Origin of the sequence: Mycobacterium tilburgii (genome assembly GCF_902168065.1) — a bacterium.
Lineage (GTDB): Bacteria > Actinomycetota > Actinomycetes > Mycobacteriales > Mycobacteriaceae > Mycobacterium > Mycobacterium tilburgii.
Genome location: NZ_LR655696.1, coordinates 58,185 through 74,060, shown reverse-complemented (window position 1 = coordinate 74,060; position 15,876 = coordinate 58,185). Strand labels below are relative to the sequence as shown.

Here is a 15,876-nt window from a genome sequence, read left to right as displayed (position 1 = left end):
CGGCGATTGCCAAAATGACTGTCGCGCCAGATATGTGGGTTACCGGCCGCATCCCGTCGGCGCCGATCAGCGCCCGGAGCTGTCTGGCCGCGTGACGAACGCGATAAGGTAGATGGCCGCGATGCCGCGTTCCAGCACGAATCTGCTCACCCAGTAGTCGGGTGCGGAAAGCCATTCCATGGCCATCACTTTCCGGACGCCCTCGAAATGTCAATCGCCGGGACCCGCGCCCCGCCGCTTCGGCAGCACGATCGCCGAAGCGGCGACGGCGGCAACCGAAATCAGTGCCAGCAGTTGCACACTCGCCGAATGGCCGGCGTAACCGTCGACGGCACGCCACGGGTGCCGGGACAGGACCGCCCCCGCTAGAATCAGGCCGCCGGCGGCAATCGTGACGGTGACCCGGTCGCGGCGCCGCAGCGCATAACGCAGTCCGAGAACGGCGCCGACCACCACGACGCCGGCCACCCCGGCGATCAGCCCCCCGGCCGCCGCCACCGCCACCGCGGCCCAACGGCCGGGGGACCATGGCGTCGCGGGCGGGTCGTCCGAACGCCCGCGCCGGGTGCGCCACAACGCCAGCAGCGTCAAGATCGGCAACAATGCCAGACCGAAAGACAACCCCGCCCGGTACAGCGAGTTGGATGCGAACATAAGCGTGATCGTGCCCGGATAACCGGCGGGCACCACCCACCCCTGCTGCCAACCGTTGACGGCCACCGGCGTCAGTCGGGTGCCGCTGCCGGTGCGGGCCACCCAGCCGGGATTGATGCTTTCCGGGATTACCAGAACCCGGGACACGGCCGATGCCGGGGCCCGCACCTCGCGGTGGTCGGGACCCCAGCCTCCGGTCGTCGCTGGGGACGTCGAAACACTTGTCGTACTGGGCAATTCGGCTACGCCAGTGGTCAGCAGTTGTGCCCCGTCGACGACGAACTGGGCGCCGGGGCTGACCAGGAATTCCTGCTGGCCGGTCGGCAGCGCGATCGGGTTGTGATCGCACGGCTCAACGGCGACCGGTGCACCGTCGAGCAAAGCGGCCGCCGTTGTGTGGATCGAGGTGTGCACGAACCGGCCGGCGACCGCGATGACAGGGCCGCGGTCGCAGCCGACGACGATGTCGCGGGATCGGTTGCGGGTCGCGTCGGCGGGGGCGACGGGATTGCCGTCGCCGCCGAGCACCGCGATCTCGGCCAGGCCGGGCGGCTTGAGCTGGTCGAAACCCAGCGCGTTGCGGTCGATGATGTCTTGCCAATCCAGCAGGCTGACGGTGACGCTGTCGGTCACCCGCGGGTGCAGCTGCACCGTTTGCGGCGTCGCGGACCCTTCGTCACCGGGCTCGTCCGGCGCCCGCAGTTCCCGGACCTGCGGGCCGTCGCCGAGATCGACCGCCACCATTGTCGGCCGGGTGGGCAACGTCGACCGGCTCGGCAGCAGCCGCAGCCCGGTGACCTCGGTGGCGTACGGCAGGGTCAGCGTCAACGTGGGGGCCGTCTTGTGCTGCACCACCCGCTGTGGCGCGGTCCAGGCCGTGGCCGGATCGCCGTCGGTGACCGCGAACGCCGAACCGAGGATATCGACCGTGTTGGAATCGCCTTGAGCGCGAACGGTATTCGGCTCAGCAATCAGGTCGGCCAGCTTGGGGCCCTGGCGGGGCCGGACCCACACCCGCGGTGTCACCGACACCGGTGCGGGCACCGTCAGCGTGCGGCTGAAGTTGACCGGCTCCTCCGGGGCCAACGACAATGACGGCGCGCAGCGCACGCTGTTGGCGGCCGCCGCGCAGCCGGGCCGGCCGAGCAATTCCGAGCCGAGGTCCCAGCCCGCGATCGCCGCCCCCGGCGGCGGCCCGGGCACCCGCACGGTGTGCCGCAGGTCGACCGGGTGCGCGAACCCGGAGGCGTCGTACTGGGTGATCGACAGGTCGGTGATGCCGAATTGCGCGCCGCGGGATCCGTCGTCGGTACCGGCAGCGGTGATCCGCACCCACGGAGTCTCGCCGTAGGGCAGGGCGGCGGTGAGCGGTTTGCCGGGCTGGTCGAACCGCAGGGTGGTGCTGCCGGTGGCGGTGTCGATCACGATGCGGCGGACCTGGGAGCCGACGGCGGTTGCGCTGGGGGTCAACTTGATCGCGGCGTTGGTCACAGGATGGTCGAAGGTGACCTGCAGCCACTGCCCGACGGCGGCTTGCAGTGCGTTGGTGACCCACGCGGTAGCCGGGTCGCCGTCGATCGCGGCGGCGGGAGAGGTCGCCGGCGCGACGTCGGGCATGGCGGTGGAGTCCGACGACGAACTCGACACGGTGATCCGCCCGCCGTTCCAGGCGCCGACGGCCGGGGCGGCACCGGGGACCGGATAGTCCGGCACCCGGTTGAAGGTGTGTCGGCTGTCGCCGTCGGCCCGCACGGCCGACGAATGCTCGTCGACCCGGCCGTAATCGGTCTCGCGCGCCACCGGGGTATCGGTCACCGTTACCGCGGCGCCGGGGGGCAGCGGGAGGCCTGCCGCCGCGGCGTCGGCGGTCATCAGGACCGGGCCCACGGGCGGCCGGCCGAGTAGCCGGCGCCGCTCGTCGAGGCGCAACAGCACTTCGGGCCCGCCGTCGATGCGGGCCAGCCGGTCGGTGTCGACGAGGTACGGCGCGCCGGCATCCCCGGGTACCGCCACCCGGTAGATCTCCACCGCCGGGTAGCGGGGCCGCAGCCCGCTGTCGGTGACAAAACCGGCCAAGGTTCCCGGCCCCACCGGCTCGCCGAACTGCACCACCTTCTGCAGTCGTGGGGACCCGTCGATGGCGCGGTGTACCAGGATTGGGCGGGCCGACCGCGACGAGTCCGGGTCCAGGTCATTACGCACCACCACGTACGAAATACCTTGGCGGGCAAGGGTATCGGCCAGTCCGGCCGACGGCAGTCCGGCGGCGAAGAGTCGTTGTACCGAGTCCAGCGCCCGGATGGTCTGTGGTGGCGTCAACGGGATGGAGTCACGCACGCCCCATGGGCTGGTGCTGAGCACCTGCAGCGGCTCGTCGTGGGTGGTGCCCCACATCTGGGTGGCGAACGGGGCGCCGGGCACCACCAGCACCCGCCCGCGGGTGGGGCGGCCGGTGTTATGCGTGCTGAGCCAGTCGGCCGCGTCGTGCCAGTATCGCGGGATGGCGCTGAAGGTGCCCGGCGGTGTGAGCCGGGCGGTCCACGCCAGCGAGGTGCTGACCATCAGCGCGGTCAGCACCACCACCGTGACGGCGACCCGTTTGTCACGCTCGGGGTGGGCGAACGCGTGCAGCCATTGCGTCCTGGGCGCGCTGTCCGGCCCCCAGGCGGGTAACGGCACCCGCCCCAGCAGCTCGGCGATTCCGAGCACGATCGGGATGCGGATGACCGATTCCAGTTTGTGCACGTTGCGCAGCGGCGCGCCCGTGGCGTCCAGGAACAGCTGCACCTGATGCGCCAGCGGCGAGCCCAGACCGCCCGAGTAGCCGACGGCCATCAAGACCACCCCGACCACCAGCATCGTCACCAGCCGCCCGCGAGCCGGCATCCGCGGGCTGGCCAACCCGGCCAGGCCGGCGGCGGCGACCAGGCAGGTCGCCAGAATGGCCGCGGACCCGGTCACCAGCGGGGTACCCGCGGTCGCGTTGGGAGCCACGAACGGGGTCCAGCTGTCGGTGCCCCGGAGCATCTCTACCAGCGACGACCATTGCGTCGTCACCCCGGACGATTCGATGAAATCCAGGAACGGGGGGCTGACGTCGCGCAGCAGGACCAGCGCGACCACCCACCACAGCATCGCCAGCACCAGACTCAGCGCCGCCCACGCGGTGTAGCGCCACCACACCCGGCTGGGCCGGTGACACGCCCACCAGATCACGGCCGGCAGACAACCCGCCAGGGTGGCGATCGCGTTGACCGCGCCCATCAGTGCGACGGCCAGCCCGGCCTGACCGGCCAGCGCGCGCACCGACCGGCCCGAACTCCCTCGCAACGCCAGGATCGTCGGCAGCAACACCCAGAGCGCCAGCATGATCGGCAGGGTCTCCGACGAGATGGAGCCGAGTGTGGTCAGCACCCGCGGGGACAGCGCGAACGCGATCGCGCCGATCAGCCGCGACGTCGGGCTGCCGATGCCCAGCGCCTCGGCGACCCGCACCACGCCCCAAAAGCCGACCGTGAGCAGCGCCGCCCACCACAGGCGCTGGGTCACCCAGCCGGGCACACCGAGCAGGTGGCCGAGCAGGAAGAAGGTGCCGTGCGGGAACAGGTAGCCGTAGGCCTGGTTCTGCGTCTGCCCGAACGGCAGCTCGCTGTTCCACAGGTTGGTCGCACGCATCAGGAATCGCAGCGGGTTCGCGGTCAGGTCGAGCTTGGTGTCGGGCGAGATCTGCCCGGGCGATTGCGCGAACGTCAGCGTCAGCGAGATCGCGCCGACCAGAAGCAACCAGCGGCGGGACAAGGGTGCGACCGACAGGTCCGCAGCGGGTGCCGCGGGCGACGTTCGTGTCGCCGCGGACTCCGAAGGCGCCGACCCGCTGCGCGTGGCTTCTTCCTGCCTGCGATCGCCAATGCCGTGCTTGCGATCGCCGCTAGCTACGGTTGCCGTATTCCACCCGGTTGAGCACTGACGACTGCGGATCGCCCCCGGGTAGTGGCGGCTTCGTGTCCTGTTGCACCATCAGAGTGACCCCGAAGATCGCGGCCGCGCCCAACAGCAAACCAACCACCACGCTCGCTGCGGCGGGCGCAATGATCCGGTTCATTGGCTACTCCTTGGGTTTTGTGGATGTCACGGGGGCTACCCAAACGTCAACCTAGCAGAACAGCCGTCGCCTTTCGGGCCTCGCGTCGCGAAGCGTCATGACCAGGGGATGCAGTGCCCGTGCCAACATCGCTCGCCGTAGTTCACCAGATACGGCCCGGTCGGGTTCCGTCCCGCGGGCGCGGCTGGTGCGTGCGTCACCGCCGTGATCGCCGCGACCGTCGCCGTCGCCCTGGTTCTTGACGGCCAGCGTTACGCCGATGGATGCGGCGGCGCCGATCGTCAGCCCCACCACGACGCCGGCGGTAGTGGCCAGCGCGAACCCCGTCATCGCTGGCTCCTCCCTTGGGTGGGTCCACGCCCAACCTAACGGCAGCGGGCGGTCACAGCGCGCGGCGAGCAGGGGTGTCGTCAGGGTTGCAGTTCCGGCGGCACCGCCGGCAACTCGTTCAGGCAGCTGTCAGGGCTGTCGCAGGGAAGGGGCAATACCCGCCGATGCACCGGTCGCCGCGTACTGCACCAGATAGGGCGACGACGGGCTCGACGGCGCGCGGACCGGCACGATGGTGTGGTCCTCGGCGGCCAGCGTGACGCCGATGGTGGCGACGGCACCGATTGCCAGACCCGCGGCGGCACCCGCCACGGTAGCCAGGGTGAAAGCGGCCATCGCGGTTCCTCCGTGCCTGCGGGACTGGGCTTGCGGCTAACTTAAGCTGGGTCTTGGCGGCGCGCAGTAAAGCGTGTTTTGGTTCAGGCGGGATTTGCCGGGCCGGACCGCGCGGTGGGGCCGCGCCCGGGTGAGCGCCGGCCGTGACAACATGTCCCGATGGCTTTTTCGCGCACCCTCGCCCTGCTCGCCGCCGTGTCAACGCTGGTAGCGGCGTGTGGTCACGAGGGTGCCAAACCGCCCGGCTCGACGACGACCAGCAATTCCGCCGCGCCGCCCGCACCGCCGATCTGCGGTGACCCGACGGCCAAGCTGTCCACCCGCGACAAGCTGGCCCAGCTGCTGATGGTGGGTGTGAAGAACGCCGACGACGCCCGTGCCGTGGTCAACGGCTACCACGTCGGCGGGATTTTTATCGGCAGCTGGACCGATCTCGGCATCTTCCAGGGGCCGCTGGCCGACATCGCGGGCAGCGCAGGGCCATTGCCACTGGCGGTCAGCGTCGACGAGGAAGGCGGCCGGGTGTCCCGGTTGAAGTCGCTGATCGGCACCGCCCCGTCGCCGAAGGAGCTGGCCCGCATCCAGACCCCCGAGCAGGTGCGCACGCAGGCGGCCGAGCGCGGCAAGAAGATGCGCGAGGAGGGCATCACCATCGACTTCGCGCCGGTCGTCGACGTCACCGGCGAGCCCAACGACAGCGTGATCGGGGACCGCTCGTTCGGCGACAACCCGGTTACCGTCACCACCTACGCCGGGGCCTACGCCCAGGGCCTGCGCGATGCCGGAGTGCTGCCGGTGCTCAAGCATTTCCCGGGCCACGGCCACGGTTCCGGTGACTCGCACAAGGGCGGGGTCATCACACCGCCGCTGCCCGAGCTGATCAACGACGACCTGGTGCCCTATAAGGCGCTGGTGACTCAGGCCCCGGTCGCGGTGATGATCGGCCACCTGCAGGTGCCCGGCTTGACCACCAATGACGAGCCGGCCAGCCTGAGTCCCGCCGCGGTCAAACTGCTGCGCGAGGGAACCAGGTACGGCGGCCCGCCCTTCAACGGCCCCATCTTCAGCGACGACCTGTCCAGCATGGCGGCGATCTCGGATCGCTATGGGGTTGCCGAGGCCGTGCTGCGGACCCTGCAAGCGGGCACCGACATCGCGCTATGGGTCACCACTGACGAGGTCCCCGCCGTGCTGATCCGTCTCGAAAAGGCTTTGGCCGCAGGTGAATTGGCGTTACCTGCGGTGGACCAGTCGCTGCTGCGGGTGGCAATGATGAAGGGCCCCGGCCGGGCTTGTGAACACTAACCGTCAGGTCAATCGTTACCCTGGAGGCAGATAAGCGGAGCCCGAAGGGCTTGAAAGGTCAGAGCGATGGCAGGTGGTACCAAGCGGCTACCCCGCGCCGTTCGGGAACAGCAGATGCTCGACGCGGCCGTGCAGATGTTCTCGGTCAACGGCTACCACGAGACCTCGATGGACACCATTGCCGCCGCCGCCGAGATCTCCAAACCAATGCTGTACCTGTACTACGGCTCCAAAGAGGACCTGTTCGGCGCCTGCCTCAACCGCGAGATGACCCGATTCATCGACGCGGTCCGCGCCGACATCGACTACACCCAAAGCCCGCGGGACTTGCTGCGCAACACCATTGGGGCGTTTTTGCGCTACATCGATGCCAACCAAGCGTCCTGGATCGTGATGTACACCCAGGCGATCAGCTCGCAGGCTTTCGCGCACACTGTCCGGGAAGGGCGCGAGCAGATCATCGAGCTGGTCGCGGGGCTGGTGCGGGAGAACAGCCGCACCCCGCGCACCGACGCCGAACACCAGATGATGGCGGTGGTGCTGGTGGGTGCCGGTGAGGCGATGGCCAACCGGTTGTCAACCGGACACATCGATGTCGACGAGGCGGCCGAGTTGATGATCGATTTGTTCTGGCACGGCCTGCGCGGGGTGCCCGAGAAACAAGAAACCGGCCCCGCCCAGCGGCCCGCGTCCTAACCCGCGTCCGGCTGGCGCGGCGTTCGCGGGCTAGATTCATGCCGTGTCCCGTTCGCCCGCCCGCCCCCGGGCCGCAACGTGGACTTCTTTTGCACGGTCATCATCGTCGGTCTGCTGGCCGGGTTCGCCGGGGTGTCGATCACGTTCGTACTGCGGTTCGTCCAGCACCTGACCTATCACTACAGCTTCGGCCCCCTGTTGGCCGCGGTGAGCGACAGCAGCCGGTGCGCCGGGTGCTGGGGGCCGATGGTCGGCGCCGCGCTGGCGGGGTTGGGGTGGTGGCTGCTGCGGCGCCGGGCCGCGGTGCCGCCCTTGGCCGGCACCATCGCCCGTCACGAGCCGATACCGCGGCTGTCGTGGAGCGTCGACGCCATGCTGCAGGTGCAGCTGGTCGGCTCGGGAGCGTCGCTGGGATAGGAAGGGGTGCCGCGCCAATTCGCCGCCGCGCTCGGTGATTTCGGCAACGGATGGTTGCGGCGTCTGGATTCGCGAGACCGGGAGATCCTGCTTGCCTGCGCTACCGGGGCCGGAGTGGGCGCGTGTATGCCGTGCCGCTGGCGGGTGCGTTGTTCTCGGCCCGCATCATGCTCAACACTTGGCAGCCGCTGGCGCGGCGACGGGCGCGCTGCTGGTGCTGACGATCAACTGGATCGCGGGGACGGACCTGCACGTGCCGGCGCTCTCGCTGGCCGGGTCCGCCGGGGTGCTCGCGGTCACCCAGGGCTCACCGATTTGGGCCGCGATCTTCATCTGGGAGCTGGCCCGGCCGCCGCTCTGGCTGCTCTTGGTGTTTTTGATGACCTCGACCGGCGCGCACGGACTGAGCAGGCTGTTGAGCTTTCGGGGGCTCAAACGGGACGAACGCGTCAGCTGAGACGGCTACAGCGGCTCGACGGTTCCGGTCAGGTGCGGGTAGCCCTTGGCGATGTTGCGCAACGACAGCTCGAAGCCGTGTTCTTTTTCGTCGATGTACAGCCCCGCGGTCGCTGGCAGGATCAGCGGCTTGCCGAACAGCACCGAGTACCGCACCGCATGCGGGATCCACGCTTCGATGTTCGCCAATACCGCTGCGGCGCTGAACATTCCATGTGCAATGACGGTCGGGAACCCAAACAGCTTGGCGGCGATCGGGTTGGTGTGGATCGGGTTGTGATCACCCCCGACGACGGCGTACCGGCGAATCTGGCCGGGGGTGATACGCAGCACGGCGCTCGGTGGCGGCAGCTTGGGCTGTTTCTGCGGCGGCGGCTTGGGCTCGTCGGACAGGCTGGTGCGCTGCTGGTGCAGGAACGTCGTCACCTGATGCCAGGCGGTTTCGTTGCCGACGCTGACGTCGGTGATCAGGTCGACGAGCAGTCCCTTGCGATGCTCACGCAGATTCTCCGGATGTACCCGCACGCCGACGGTATCCGTAACCGCGATCGGCCGGTACTGGGTGATGTGGCTCTCCGTGTGTACCGAACCCATTGCCGCGAAAGGGAAGTCAAAGCCCGTCACCAGAGACATCAGCGCTGGAAAGGTCAACGCGAAGGGATAGGTGAGGGGCACGTTGTTGCCGAAGCGCAGGCCTGTGATCGCCGCGTACTCGGCCACGTTCGTCCGGTCGATCGGCAACTCCTCGACCGTCACCGTCTGGCTGGGCAACTGGTCGGTCCGGAGCACCACCGGCAGCGCCCCGGCGGCCGCCCACAGCATGTTTCTCAAGCCGCTCGGCTGGTCCATCATGCCCCCAACATTGCCTGACCGCAGACGCGAATGACGTTGCCCGTCACCGCATTTGATGCCGGACTGGCGAAGTAGGCGATGGTCTCGGCGACGTCGACCGGCTGGCCGCCCTGCAGCAGCGAGTTCATCCGGCGGCCCACCTCCCGGGTGACCAGCGGAATCGCCGCGGTCATCTGGGTCTCGATGAACCCCGGCGCCACGGCGTTGATGGTGATGCCCTTCTCGTAGAGCTCCGGTGCCAGCGCTTGGGTCAGCCCGATCATCCCGGCCTTGGTGGTGGCGTAGTTGGTCTGCCCGCGGTTACCGGCGATGCCGGCCATCGACGACAGTCCGATGATCCGGCCGCCCTCGCCGATGCTGCCGTTGGCCACCAAACCCTGGGTAAGGCGTTGCGGGGCAAGGAGACTGACCGCCAGGACGGCATCCCAGCGGGCGGCGTCCATGTTGACCAGCAGCTTGTCGCGGGTGATGCCGGCGTTGTTGACCAACACGTCGGCGTGACCGGCGTAGTGGTTGCGCAGGTGTTCGGTGATCTTGTCGACCGCGTCGGCGGCTGTGACGTCCAGCCACAGCGCCGTGCCCCCGACCCGGCTGGCGGTCTCGGCCAAGGTTTCGGCCGCGGATTCCACATCGATCGCGACGACGCGGGCGCCGTCGCGGGCGAACACCTCGGCGATCGTCGCGCCGATGCCGCGGGCGGCTCCGGTGACGACGGCGACCTTGTCGTCCAGCGGCCGGTCCCAGTCGGTCGGCGGGGTGGAATCGGCGGCGCCGACGTAAAACACCTGACCATCGACGTACGCCGACTTCGCCGAGAGAATGAACCGCATCGTCGATTCCAGGCTCGTGGCGGCCGGATTCGCCTCCGGCGACGAATAGACCAGCGCCACGGTGGAGCCATTGCGTAGCTCCTTGCCCAGCGAGCGGGTGAAGCCTTCCAGGGCGCGCTGTGCGATCCGCTCGTCGGTGCTGGCGGCGGCGTCGGGAGTGGTGCCGACCACCACGACGCGCGCGCAGTGGCCCAGGTCGCGCAGCAGCGGGGTGAAGAAATCGTGCAGCGCCTTGAGGCCTTCCGGCATCGTGATGCCGGTGGCGTCGAACACTAGGCCGCCGAACTTGTCGGCCCAGCGGCCGCCGAGGTTGTTGCCGACCAGGTCGTAGTCGCCGTCCAATGCGGCCCGCAGCGGCTCGACGATCCGCCCTTGCCGGTACTGGGGGCCGCCGATCAGCAAAGACCCGGCCAGCGGCGGATCGCCGGGGGAGTAGCGGCGTAGATTCTCCGGCTGTGGGACCCCGAGTTGCTTGGCCAGAAAAGATCCGGGGCCCGAATTGACGACTTGCGAGAACAGGTCGGAGGAACGATTGGGAGCCACTGAGCTGCCTTCCGTTGTCTTTCTGGGTCGAACGTATCGGACAAACCAACCGTAACGAGTACTAACTTACTGTAAAGTAAGAACAGTCGGTAGTATGGGTCGCAACGGCCAATTCCCCAAACTGATAACCGGAGATGAACGTGGCCCCTGCAAGTTCTGAAACAACTGATCAAGCAGCTCAGACGAGCCTGAAATCCCCGCGGCGGGTCGCCGTCCTGGGCGGCAATCGCATCCCGTTCGCGCGGTCGGACGGCGCCTACGCCGAGGCGTCCAACCAGGACATGTTCAGCGCCGCCCTGGGCGGGCTGGTGGACCGGTTCGGGCTGCGGGGCCAGCGCCTCGGCGCGGTCGTCGGCGGCGCGGTGCTCAAACACAGCCGCGACTTCAACCTGATGCGCGAGTGCGTCCTCGGCTCCCAATTGTCTTCATACACGCCGGCATTCGACATTCAGCAGGCATGCGGCACCGGCCTGCAGGCGGCCATCGCCGCCACCGACGGCATCGCGTCCGGTCGCTACGACGTCGCCGCCGCGGGCGGGGTGGACACCACGTCGGATCCGCCGATCGGCCTGAGCGACAACCTGCGGCGCCAGCTGCTGAAGTTGCGCCGCTCCAAGTCCAACCTGGAACGGCTGAAGCTGGTCGGCGCGCTGCCCGCCACCCTGGGCATCGAGGTGCCGGACAACAGCGAGCCCCGCACCGGGCTGTCGATGGGCGAACACGCCGCCATCACCGCCAAGAAGATGGGCATCAAGCGGATAGACCAGGACGAACTCGCTGTCGCTAGCCACCGGAACATGGTCGCGGCCTACGACCGCGGCTTCTTCGACGATCTCGTCACCCCGTTTTTGGGGCTGTACCGCGATGACAACCTGCGGCCCAATTCCAGCGTGGAAAAGCTCGCCACGCTGCGCCCGGTGTTCGGGGTGAAGGCCGGCGACGCCACGATGACGGCGGGCAACTCCACCCCGCTGACCGATGGGGCCTCGGTCGCCCTGCTGTCGACCGAGCAGTGGGCGGCCGATCACTCGCTGCCTGTCCTGGCGTATCTGGTGGACACCGAGACCGCCGCGGTCGACTATGTCAGCGGGCGCGACGGGCTGCTGATGGCGCCCACCTATGCGGTGCCGCGGTTGCTGGCTCGCAACGGGCTGAGCCTGCAGGACTTCGACTTCTATGAGATCCACGAGGCGTTCGCGTCGGTCGTGCTGGCGCATCTGCAGGCCTGGGAGTCCGAGGAGTACTGCAAGGAACGGCTGGGCCTTGACGCCGCCCTCGGCTCGATCGACCGGTCCAAGCTGAACTTCAATGGTTCGTCGCTGGCCGCCGGGCACCCCTTCGCGGCCACCGGCGGGCGGATCCTCGCCCAGGCCGCCAAGCAACTCGCCGAAAAGAAGAAAGAGACGAAAGGTGGGGCGCCGCTGCGCGCGCTGATCTCAATCTGCGCCGCGGGTGGCCAGGGTGTCGCCGCGATCTTGGAGGCGTGAACTGCCCTGAACCCGGTAGACCGGGTCATGGTGACCGTCGGCGAATGAAGTTCGTCACAGCGGATTAGTAACGCCGAGGGATGGGTAACCGAAGACCGGATTGCCCCGTGTTGTGGTCTGACCCCCGACCCCGACGGCAACACGGGGCATCCCTGAGTCGGCCGCCGGTAGGAAAACTATGGGCGCACGAAAAAGGCCGCCGCTGGAGTGAGAGGATCCAGAGGCGGCCTTTTGGGCAAATCCCCCGCTTCGAAGTGAGGCAGAAGCGGGGGATTCGCGTGCGGTCCAGCTGGACGAGGCGGCTTAGAAGGCCGCCTCGTCCAGCTCCATGATCTCGTTGTCCAGCGTCTCGAGCACCTCGCGAGTGCTGGCCAACAGCGGCAGGAAGTTCTTCGCGAAGAACGACGCGACCGCGATCTTGCCCTCGTAGAAGGACCGCTCGGCGCCACTGGCACCAGCGTCGAGCGCCGCCACGGCTACCGCCGCCTGACGCTGCAACAGCCAGCCGATGACCAGGTCACCGACGCTCATCAGGAAGCGCACCGAGCCCAGGCCCACCTTGTAGAGGCTGGTGACGTCTTCCTGCGCGGCCATCAGGTAGCCGGTCAGCGTGCTCGCCATGCCCTGGACGTCGGCCAACGCCTTGGCCAGGTGCTCCCGCTCGGTCTTCAGCCGCCCGTTGCCGGACTCGCTGTCGACGAACTGCTGGATCTGCTCCGACACGTGCGCCAGGGCCACACCCTTGTCACGGACGATCTTGCGGAAGAAGAAGTCCTGCGCCTGAATGGCCGTGGTGCCCTCGTAGAGCGAGTCGATCTTCGCGTCCCGGATGTACTGCTCGATCGGGTAGTCCTGCAGGAAGCCGGAGCCACCGTAGGTCTGCATGCTCTCGGTCAGCTTCGCGTAGGCCTGCTCGGACCCGACACCCTTGACGACGGGCAGCATCAGGTCGTTGACCCGGACCGCCAGGTCGGCGTCCACGCCGTGGATCGCCTCCGCGACCGCCGCGTCCTGGTAGGTGGAGGTGAACAGGTACAGCGCGCGCAGCCCCTCGGCGTAGGCCTTCTGGGTTATCAGCGACCGGCGCACGTCGGGATGATGCGTGATGGTCACCCGCGGTGCGGTCTTGTCGGTCATCTGGGTCATGTCGGCGCCCTGCACCCGCTCCTTGGCGTAGGCCAGCGCGTTCAGGTAACCGGTCGACAGCGTGGCGATCGCCTTGGTGCCGACCATCATGCGGGCCTGCTCGATGACCTCGAACATCTGCGCGATGCCGTTGTGCACCTCGCCGACCAGCCAGCCCTTCGCGGGCACGCCGTGCTGACCGAAGGAGAGCTCGCAGGTCGCGGAGACCTTGAGACCCATCTTGTGCTCGACGTTGGTGACGAAGGCGCCGTTGCGCTCGCCGATTTCCCCGGTCTCGAAGTCGAACAGAAACTTGGGCACAAAGAACAGCGACAGCCCCTTGGTGCCGGGGCCGGCGCCCTCCGGGCGGGCCAGCACCAGGTGGAAGATGTTCTCGAACAGGTCACCCGAGTCGGCCGAGGTAATGAACCTCTTGACGCCCTCGATGTGCCAGGAACCGTCTTCCTGCTGCACCGCCTTGGTGCGGCCGGCGCCGACGTCCGAACCGGCGTCCGGCTCGGTCAGCACCATCGTGGAGCCCCACCCGCGCTCGGCGGCCAGGACGGCCCACTTCTTCTGCTCCTCGGTGCCGAGGTGGTACAGGATGTTGGCGAATCCGGCACCGCCGGCGTACATCCACACGGCCGGGTTGGCGCCGAGGATGTGCTCGTGCAGCGCCCATAGCAGCGCCTTGGGGGCGGGCACACCGCCCAGGGCCTCGTCGAGGCCGACCTTGTCCCAGCCGCCCTCTTGAACGGCGTAAACAGACTTTTTGAATGCCTCCGGCAAGGTCGCCGAGTGGGTCTCGGGGTCGAACACCGGGGGATTGCGGTCACCCTCGACGAACGTCTCCGCGATCGGCCCCTCAGCCAGCCGGCTGATCTCGTTCAACATTTCGGTGGCGGTCTCGACATCGAGGTCGGTGTACTCGCCTTGGCCTAGCGCCTTGTCAACGCCCAGCACCTCGAAGAGGTTGAATACCTGGTCGCGGACGTTGCTCTTGTAGTGGCTCACTCTATTTCCTCCTCATTGAGAACGCCACATGCGGTTGGGTACTTAGACTAAGTTACCCACCAGTAACACCGCTAAAATATCCCGCGCCGTTAGATTCGCGCAAGAGACTGTGACCGAGATTTCATTGTCTAATTAACCAACCGGTTGGCAAGCACCGCTTAGGCGTCGAAGGCTCGTCTAACTGCGGCGATAATGGACACGTGACGGGCCCGCAAATCCACCACCGCGGTACCGGTGGTGGATTTGCGGGCCGGTGCCGAGCAGCTGCGGGAAGGCCTGCGCGAGGCCGCGCACGAGGTGGGGTTCTTCTACCTGACCGGCCACGGCGTACCCGAGACGCTGATCGCCCGGCTGCTCGGGGCGGCCCGGCGTTTGTTCGCGCTGCCCGATGCCGACAAGGACGCCGTCGCCATGGTGCGCAGCCCGCATTTCCGCGGCTACACCCGGATGGGTGGCGAGAGGACGCTCGGCGAAGTGGATTGGCGCGAGCAGATTGATATCGGGCCCGAACGTCCCGCCATCGGCGGGCCCGGCAAGCCCGGACTACCTCTGGCTGCTCTGGCTGCAGGGCCCCAACCAATGGCCGGCCGCGCTGCCAGAGTTCCCGGGTCTCATCGCGGAGTGGGATGTCGCCCCCGGGTGGCCCGCACCTTGTTCCGGCATTGGGCGGCATCTCTGGGCAGTCTGCCGGAGGTCTTCGACGACGCCTTCGCCGAGACGCCGGCTACCTTGATCAAGGTCATCCGGCTATCCCGCCCGTGCGGCTGCTCGCCGAGACGGGCAGCCGGGAGTTGCAGGTGCGGCGGCGTCCGGCACCCGATGATCGGGCCGGCGAATGGGTCTACATGGCGCCACTGGACGGTGCGTTTATCGTGAACATCGGCTAACTTCTGGAGGTCGCGACCAGCGGCTACCTGCGTGCCACCGAACCGGGTCAACCTAGACGGGCAAACGAGCGAGCGCATCTCGGTGCCCTATCTTTTTCAATCCCCGGCTTGACGTGTAACTGCCGGTGCTGTCGCTGCCGCCCGAACTCGCCGCGCGCCGATCGGTCTTGGAATCCGGCGCACAAGCCGTCCGATCCGATCTTCGCCGTCTACGGCCGCAACGCCTGGAAAAGCAGAAAAGCAGATTGCGCGCCCATCCCGACGTCGCCGAGGAGCACGGATACTCGGCGGGTAATCTCGGACGAGCGAATTTGTCGTCGGCGGCAAGGGGCGAGTGAAGTCCAGTGAACGCATTGAACAAGCTGACCGCTTCGACACTTCGTGAAGCCTTCGGCCACTTCCCGTCCGGCGTGGTGGCGATCGCCGCGGAAGTTTCGGGTATCCGCATCGGATTGGCGGCCAGCACCTTCGTTCCCGTGTCGTTGGAACCGCCGCTAGTGTCGTTCTGCGTGCAGAACACTTCGACCACCTGGCCCAAGCTAAAGGACCTGCCGATGCTGGGCATCAGTGTGCTGGGCGAGGAGCACGACGAGGCCGCGCGCACCCTGGCCGCCAAGACCGGTGATCGGTTCGCCGGCTTGGAGACGGTGTCCACCGGTTCCGGGGCGGTCTTCATCAAGGGCACCGGCCTGTGGCTGGAGAGCGCGATCGAACAACTGATCCCCGCGGGGGATCACACGATCGTGGTATTACAGGTGAACGAGGTGACCGTCGATACCGAGGTCGCGCCGATCGTGTTTCACCGCAGCGGGTTTCGGCGCCTCACATCACACTGACGCCCG

Annotated in this window: 11 protein-coding genes and 2 pseudogenes; 6 read left to right on the top strand and 7 right to left on the bottom strand. The window is 67.9% G+C overall.

Annotated elements, in window-relative coordinates; translation table 11 throughout:
- Window positions 1–210: 210 nt before the first annotated feature.
- The 4 genes from FQ389_RS05220 to FQ389_RS05205 form a co-directional block, all read right to left on the bottom strand.
- Window positions 211–4,467 carry an alpha-(1->3)-arabinofuranosyltransferase gene (locus FQ389_RS05220; protein WP_186296274.1) on the bottom strand — a complete coding sequence of 1,419 codons (4,257 nt, stop codon included), beginning with the start codon at window positions 4,465–4,467 and terminating at the stop codon, window positions 211–213.
- Window positions 4,468–4,582: 115 nt separating this feature from the next.
- Complete coding sequence (locus FQ389_RS05215; protein WP_066947240.1) at window positions 4,583–4,756, bottom strand: DUF2613 domain-containing protein; 174 nt, start codon at window positions 4,754–4,756, stop codon at window positions 4,583–4,585.
- 51 nt (window positions 4,757–4,807) lie between these two features.
- Window positions 4,808–5,086, bottom strand: a complete 279-nt coding sequence (locus tag FQ389_RS05210) for a hypothetical protein (RefSeq protein WP_260860507.1) — start codon at window positions 5,084–5,086, stop codon at window positions 4,808–4,810.
- Window positions 5,087–5,215: 129 nt separating this feature from the next.
- On the bottom strand, window positions 5,216–5,422 hold the full coding sequence (locus FQ389_RS05205) for a DUF2613 family protein (RefSeq protein WP_260860506.1): 207 nt from the start codon (window positions 5,420–5,422) through the stop codon (window positions 5,216–5,218).
- Between the two features lie 159 nt (window positions 5,423–5,581).
- Here FQ389_RS05205 and FQ389_RS05200 point away from each other — a divergent pair, with 159 nt between their 5' ends.
- The 3 genes and pseudogenes from FQ389_RS05200 to FQ389_RS05190 all read left to right on the top strand — a co-directional run bounded on the left by FQ389_RS05200 (window position 5,582) and on the right by FQ389_RS05190 (window position 8,297).
- Complete coding sequence (locus tag FQ389_RS05200; protein ID WP_144206256.1) at window positions 5,582–6,727, top strand: glycoside hydrolase family 3 N-terminal domain-containing protein; 1,146 nt, start codon at window positions 5,582–5,584, stop codon at window positions 6,725–6,727.
- 66 nt (window positions 6,728–6,793) lie between these two features.
- Entirely contained in the window at window positions 6,794–7,423 is a 630-nt protein-coding gene (locus tag FQ389_RS05195) for a TetR/AcrR family transcriptional regulator (RefSeq protein ID WP_144206255.1), read from the top strand.
- A gap of 78 nt (window positions 7,424–7,501) precedes the next feature.
- Window positions 7,502–8,297, top strand: a pseudogene (locus FQ389_RS05190) (chloride channel protein).
- 5 nt (window positions 8,298–8,302) lie between these two features.
- On the opposite strand, the gene FQ389_RS05185 reads toward FQ389_RS05190, so the two are convergent.
- Window positions 8,303–9,145: a MaoC/PaaZ C-terminal domain-containing protein gene (locus tag FQ389_RS05185; protein WP_144206265.1), complete on the bottom strand. Its 843-nt coding sequence runs from the start codon at window positions 9,143–9,145 to the stop codon at window positions 8,303–8,305.
- On the bottom strand, window positions 9,145–10,521 hold the full coding sequence (locus tag FQ389_RS05180; RefSeq protein ID WP_144206254.1) for a 3-oxoacyl-ACP reductase: 1,377 nt from the start codon (window positions 10,519–10,521) through the stop codon (window positions 9,145–9,147). Before FQ389_RS05180 ends, FQ389_RS05185 begins: the two co-directional genes overlap by 1 nt.
- A gap of 140 nt (window positions 10,522–10,661) precedes the next feature.
- Between FQ389_RS05180 and FQ389_RS05175 the strand changes: the two genes are divergently transcribed.
- On the top strand, window positions 10,662–12,008 hold the full coding sequence (locus tag FQ389_RS05175; protein ID WP_407662764.1) for an acetyl-CoA C-acetyltransferase: 1,347 nt from the start codon (window positions 10,662–10,664) through the stop codon (window positions 12,006–12,008).
- A gap of 303 nt (window positions 12,009–12,311) precedes the next feature.
- Here the strand turns inward: FQ389_RS05175 and FQ389_RS05170 are convergent, their stop codons facing one another.
- Window positions 12,312–14,147, bottom strand: a complete 1,836-nt coding sequence (locus tag FQ389_RS05170; protein ID WP_144206252.1) for an acyl-CoA dehydrogenase — start codon at window positions 14,145–14,147, stop codon at window positions 12,312–12,314.
- 234 nt (window positions 14,148–14,381) lie between these two features.
- On the opposite strand from FQ389_RS05170, the pseudogene FQ389_RS21155 reads away from it, so the two are divergent.
- Window positions 14,382–15,372, top strand: a pseudogene (locus FQ389_RS21155) (isopenicillin N synthase family dioxygenase).
- Between the two features lie 6 nt (window positions 15,373–15,378).
- Window positions 15,379–15,870, top strand: coding sequence for a flavin reductase family protein (locus FQ389_RS05160; protein ID WP_144206251.1), 492 nt, complete (start codon window positions 15,379–15,381; stop codon window positions 15,868–15,870).
- Window positions 15,871–15,876: the final 6 nt, after the last annotated feature.